Source organism: Streptomyces sp., from assembly GCF_050698815.1.
Taxonomy (GTDB): Bacteria; Actinomycetota; Actinomycetes; order Streptomycetales; family Streptomycetaceae; genus Streptomyces.
Genome location: NZ_JBOHCV010000299.1, coordinates 1 through 4888, shown reverse-complemented (window position 1 = coordinate 4888; position 4888 = coordinate 1). Strand labels below are relative to the sequence as shown.

Below are 4888 nucleotides of genomic sequence, written 5' to 3'. Positions count from 1 at the left end.
TCGATCGCCATCTGGCAGACGCTGCGGGACTCCTACTCGCGCTCGGTCATCTTCGGCAAGACGGACCCGCAGACCGCGCTGAAGAAGGCGGCGGCCAAGGCCGAGAAGCTCGCCGGCCAGAAGTGATACGCACGCAGAGGTGTCCTTGATGTCATTCCCCCCGAGGGGCGGCGCGCGCCCCAGGAGTGTCCGGCGGTCCTTCGGCCGCAACCTCCTGGGGCTCGGGTTCGTCTCCCCCTACCTGGTGTTCGTCGCCGTGGTGTTCGCCTACCCGTTCGGGTTCGCGGTGTGGATGTCGTTCCACGACTACTTCTTCACCGCCCCGAACGCGATCGTGGAACACCCGTTCGTCGGCTTCGAGAACTACGCGACCGTACTGAGCGACCCGGACGTCCTTCAGGCGTTCGGCAACATCATCGTCTTTCTGCTCGTCAACGTGCCGCTGACCGTGGGCATGTCGCTGGTGCTGGCCAGCGCGCTCAACGCCAAGCTGCCGATGCGCTCGTTCTTCCGCGCCGCGTACTACGTGCCGTACGTCACCGCGAGCGTGGCCGTGGTCGGTGTCTGGCTGTGGCTGTTCAGCGGCGGTGGCCTGGTGAACAAGGTCCTGGGGCCGTTGGCGCCGGACCCGACGTGGCTGGTGAACGAGACCTTGGCGATGCCGCTGATCGCGGTGTTCGTCGCGTGGAAGCAGCTCGGCTTCTTCATCATGCTGTACCTCGCGGCACTGCAGAACGTGCCGAAGGAGCTCTACGAATCGGCGGACGTCGACGGGGCTTCCCCGGTGCGCAAGTTCCTCTCCGTCACCGTGCCCGGAGTGCGCCCGGCGACGACACTGGTGCTGATCGTGGCCACGATCACCGGGGCCAACCTGTTCACCGAGCCGTACCTGCTGACCGGCGGTGGCGGCCCGGACGGCGCGTCCGCTTCTCCTGTCCTGCTCATGTACCAGCAGGGCATCGAGCAGGGAAACCCGGATGTCGCCGCAGCGATCGGCGTGCTGCTGGTGCTGTTCGTGCTGGCCGTGTCGCTGATCAACCGCAAGCTGACGGAAAGGGGCTGAGCCGTGACGTCCGCTGCCACCACACGCCGGATACCCCGGCTGCTCCTGCTGCTCCTGCTGCTCGCCGGAGCGGTCGCGTTCCTCTTCCCCTTCTACTACATGGTGATCGGCTCGCTGCAGCCCGAGCCGAGCTCCGACCCGTCGGCCGCGCTGCCGGATCCTGCGGATCTCACGCTGGGCAACTACGCGGCGATCAACGAGCGCGTCGGACTGCTGAAGGCCCTGGGCAACTCGGGGATCTTCACCGGAGGCGTCATCCTGTGCACCGTCGTGTTCGGCCTGATGGCGGGCTACGCGCTGGCACAGATGCACTTCCGCGGCAGAGGCGCGGTCTTCGGCACGGTGCTTCTGGTACAGCTGGTGCCGTTCCAGCTGCTGATGATCCCGCTGTATGTGATGATCGTCCGCAGCTACGGCCTGGCCGACACCTACCTGGGCATCGTCCTGCCGTTCGCGATCAACTCGACCGCCGTCTTCGTCTTCCGGCAGTTCTTCCTGCAGCTCCCCCGGGAACTGTTCGAGTCCGCGCGGATCGACGGCGCGAGCGAGCTCGGGATCATGCTGCGGATCGCGGTCCCGCTGTGCAAGCCGGCCCTGCTCACCACCGTGCTGCTGACGTTCATCGGACCCTGGAACGAGTTCCTCTGGCCGTTCCTGGTGACCAAGGACCCGGACATGCAGCCGTTGGCCGTGGCACTGGCCAACTACATCTCGAACGTCGCCGGACGGGCCTCCAACCCGTACGGCGCCATCCTCGCCGGGGCGTGCGTACTCGCCGGCCCGGCCGTGGCGCTGTTCCTCGCGTTCCAGCGCCGCTTCGTTTCCACCGACCTCGGATCAGGCGTAAAGGGCTGACAACTTGAGCACCGACAGCACCATCAGTACGAATATCCCCTACACGCTGCAGCGGCTGGGTGTCGTCATGTCCCCGGACATCGACGAGCCCAACGAGGCCGAGGGCGTGCTGAATCCGGCCAGCGGGCACACACCCGACGGCCGGCTGCATCTGCTGCCGCGGATCGTCGCCGAGGGCAACGTCTCGCGCGTCGGCCTGGCCGAAGTCACCCTCCAAGACGGGGTCCCGGCCGGCGTCGAGCGCCGCGGCGTGGTCCTGGAACCGGATGAAGGCTGGGAGCGCGGCCTGAACAACTCGGGTGTCGAGGACCCCCGGATCACTTTCGTCCCGCGCCTCGGCCTGCATGTGATGACGTACGTCGCCTACGGTCCCCTCGGGCCGCGGCTCGCCTTCGCGGTCTCGGACGATCTGCGATCGTGGCGTCGGCTGGGACCCATGCACTTCGCCTACCAGCCGGACCTGGACACCGACCTCAATCTCTTCCCCAACAAGGACGCGGTGCTCTTCCCGGAGCCGGTGCCCGGCCCCGACGGCCGCCCGGCGTACGCCATGCTGCACCGGCCGATGTGGGATCTGGGGTGGTTCCGCGACGGCGAGGGCGTGCACCTGCCCGCCGGAGTGACCGACGAACGGCCGGGCATATGGGTGTCGTTCGTTCCGGCCGAAGAGGTCGAGCAGGACATCACCGCCCTGGTGCGGCTCCGCGACCACCGGCTGGTCGCGTTGTCCGAGCACCCCTGGGAGGAACTCAAGATCGGCGCCGGACCGGCCCCGATCCGGGTGGACGAGGGCTGGCTCCTCATCCACCACGGGGTGGCGGGTGCCATGGTCGACAGCCACGATCCGCAGGAGCAGCAGCAGCTCCAGTACTCCGCGGGAGCGATGATCCTGGACCCGGAGGACGTCACCCGGGTCCTGGCCCGTAGCGACCAGCCGATGCTCGCTCCGGAGACGGCGGAGGAACGGTCCGGCACCGTGCCCAACGTGGTCTTCCCCACGGCGATCGAAGAGGTCGACGGCGTGCGGTACGTCTTTTACGGCATGGCTGACGCGCACATCGGAGTGGCCCGCCTGGACCGGGCCACCGACGCGTAGTTCGTGCGCGCCGCGCGGCGGAGGCCGGGTCCCTGGCCGGGGACCCGGCCTCCGCTGTCACAGGAGGACGCACGGCCTCTGCGCACATGCGGTGGGCCGCGCCTGACCGCGTCTGAGGCCCTGGCCCCCGAAGTAGCCCTAACTGCCGCCGTGGCCCGGCGCGACGTCCTCGATCCGGCGGGCCAGCGCGATGTCCAGCTCCGTGACCTGCCCCCCGACGCTGTGCGTGTTCACCGTGACCGACAGCTTGTTGTAGCCCAGCGACATCTCGGAGTGGTGATTCATCTCCTCCTGGATCGCGGCCACATGGATCACCATGGCGGCGGCGGGCAGATGCTTGGCGAAGGAGTAGGTACGGGCGACGCTGTCGCCGTCGGTCGTCCAGCCGGGCAGGCCGGCCAGCGCTTCGTCGGTCTGCTGCCGGGTCAGTGGTTCGGGGGGCATGACATGGTCCTCGCTTCCTGTTGACGCCGTCCCCACCCTAGGAGCTGACCGGACTCTAGGCTTGGCGCATGTCGAGTGCCGCTCGGGGTCTCCCCGCCGAAGATCACGGGAACGGTGCGGACCCCACCGTGGGGCCCCTGCTGCGCAGCTGGCGCGAGCATGCGGGCCTCAGCCAGCTCGACCTCGCGCTGCGCGCCGATTCCTCCGCCCGGCACATCAGCTTCATCGAAACGGGGCGCTCCCGGCCCAGCCGGAGCATGGTGCTGCGGCTGGCGGAACACCTGGACGTCCCGGTGCGGGAGCGCAACACGCTGCTGGTCTCGGCGGGTTACGCGCCGCACTACGCCGAGACGCCGCTCGACTCTCCCGCACTGGCGTCACTGCGTGCGGGCCTGGAGCGGATGGTGACCGGCTACGAGCCCTACCCGGCTCTGGTGGTGGACGGCACGTACCACGTGCTCGCCGCCAATCGGGGCATCGGCCTGCTGTTGGACGGGGTGGCTCCCCACCTGCTGGAACCCCCGCTCAACGCGATGCGGATCACCCTTCACCCCGAGGGCCTGGCGCCCCGTATCCGTAATCTCCGCGAATGGCGCGGCCATCTGCTGCGGCAGATGGAACGACAGCTGGCGCTGCTGCGCTCGGAGCGTTTGCGGGCACTGTACGAGGAGGTCGCGGCCTTCCCCGTACCGCCGGGCGGGGAGGAGACGGCCGGTCAGGACAGCCCGTTCGCACTGCCAATGGTGATCGAGCAGGCGGGACGGCGGCTGTCCTTCCTCTCCACCATCGCCACCTTCAACACCCCGGCGGACGTCACCGTCTCCGAGCTGGCGGTGGAGACGTTCCTCCCCGCCGACCCGGAGACGGTGAAGAACCTTCAGCTGCTCATGCGGTAGGCCCGGCGGGCACCCGGTCGAGGAAGCCGAACACGGAGCGGATGCGGCCGTCGCCGGCCAGGGTGAGCACGTCGGACCCGGCCACCGGCGCGGCCCCGTCGGCTCCCCGCAGCTCCCAGCTGAAGCGGGCGGTGTCGTGGTGGCCGTCGACCGTACCGGTGAGCTCGAAGGCGAAACCGGGGAACTGCTCACGGGCCCCGGTGATCAGCGCGGCCAGCTGGTCGTGGCCGCGCACCTCCGCGAGAGGGTCCGTGTAGGAGGCGTCCTCGGTCCAGGCAGCGGCGACGGCCTTCTCCCGGTGGGCGGGATCGGGGGCGTTCCATGCTTCGAAGTAGCGGGTGACGGCGGTCTCGTACTGGTTCATGACGGTGCCCTCCCTGGCAGCGACGAGTCGTTCGGTGAGCGGCCCCCTGCCGCGGTGCGGTGGTGCGGAGCCGTGGCGCTCACCTTGGCGTGCGCCACGGGACGGGTCGATTACCGCTGAGGTAATGGGGTGGGCGCCGACCCATTGACACCCTGCTCACCGATCCGGTT

General features: G+C 68.9%; 6 protein-coding genes. 4 read left to right on the top strand and 2 right to left on the bottom strand.

Annotated elements, in window-relative coordinates; translation table 11 throughout:
- Positions 1–148: 148 nt before the first annotated feature.
- The 3 genes from ACRDP3_RS10815 (at position 149) to ACRDP3_RS10805 (ending at position 3014) form a co-directional block, all read left to right on the top strand.
- Positions 149–1063 carry a carbohydrate ABC transporter permease gene (locus tag ACRDP3_RS10815; RefSeq protein WP_431516661.1) on the top strand — a complete coding sequence of 305 codons (915 nt, stop codon included), beginning with the start codon at positions 149–151 and terminating at the stop codon, positions 1061–1063.
- A 3-nt stretch (positions 1064–1066) separates the two neighbouring features.
- On the top strand, positions 1067–1918 hold the full coding sequence (locus ACRDP3_RS10810) for a carbohydrate ABC transporter permease (protein WP_431516660.1): 852 nt from the start codon (positions 1067–1069) through the stop codon (positions 1916–1918).
- A gap of 67 nt (positions 1919–1985) precedes the next feature.
- A complete protein-coding gene (locus tag ACRDP3_RS10805; RefSeq protein WP_431516662.1) occupies positions 1986–3014 on the top strand; it encodes a glycoside hydrolase family 130 protein in 1029 nt (342 codons plus the stop codon).
- A 138-nt stretch (positions 3015–3152) separates the two neighbouring features.
- Here ACRDP3_RS10805 and ACRDP3_RS10800 read toward each other — a convergent pair whose 3' ends face one another.
- Entirely contained in the window at positions 3153–3458 is a 306-nt protein-coding gene (locus tag ACRDP3_RS10800) for a 4a-hydroxytetrahydrobiopterin dehydratase (RefSeq protein WP_431516659.1), read from the bottom strand.
- Between the two features lie 68 nt (positions 3459–3526).
- Between ACRDP3_RS10800 and ACRDP3_RS10795 the strand changes: the two genes are divergently transcribed.
- The gene (locus tag ACRDP3_RS10795) at positions 3527–4354 is read left to right on the top strand and encodes a helix-turn-helix domain-containing protein (protein WP_431516658.1); all 828 of its coding nucleotides are present in this window, start codon (positions 3527–3529) and stop codon (positions 4352–4354) included.
- Here ACRDP3_RS10795 and ACRDP3_RS10790 read toward each other — a convergent pair.
- Complete coding sequence (locus ACRDP3_RS10790) at positions 4344–4718, bottom strand: nuclear transport factor 2 family protein (protein ID WP_431516657.1); 375 nt, start codon at positions 4716–4718, stop codon at positions 4344–4346. The two genes, ACRDP3_RS10795 and ACRDP3_RS10790, sit on opposite strands and share 11 nt — an antisense overlap.
- Positions 4719–4888: the final 170 nt, after the last annotated feature.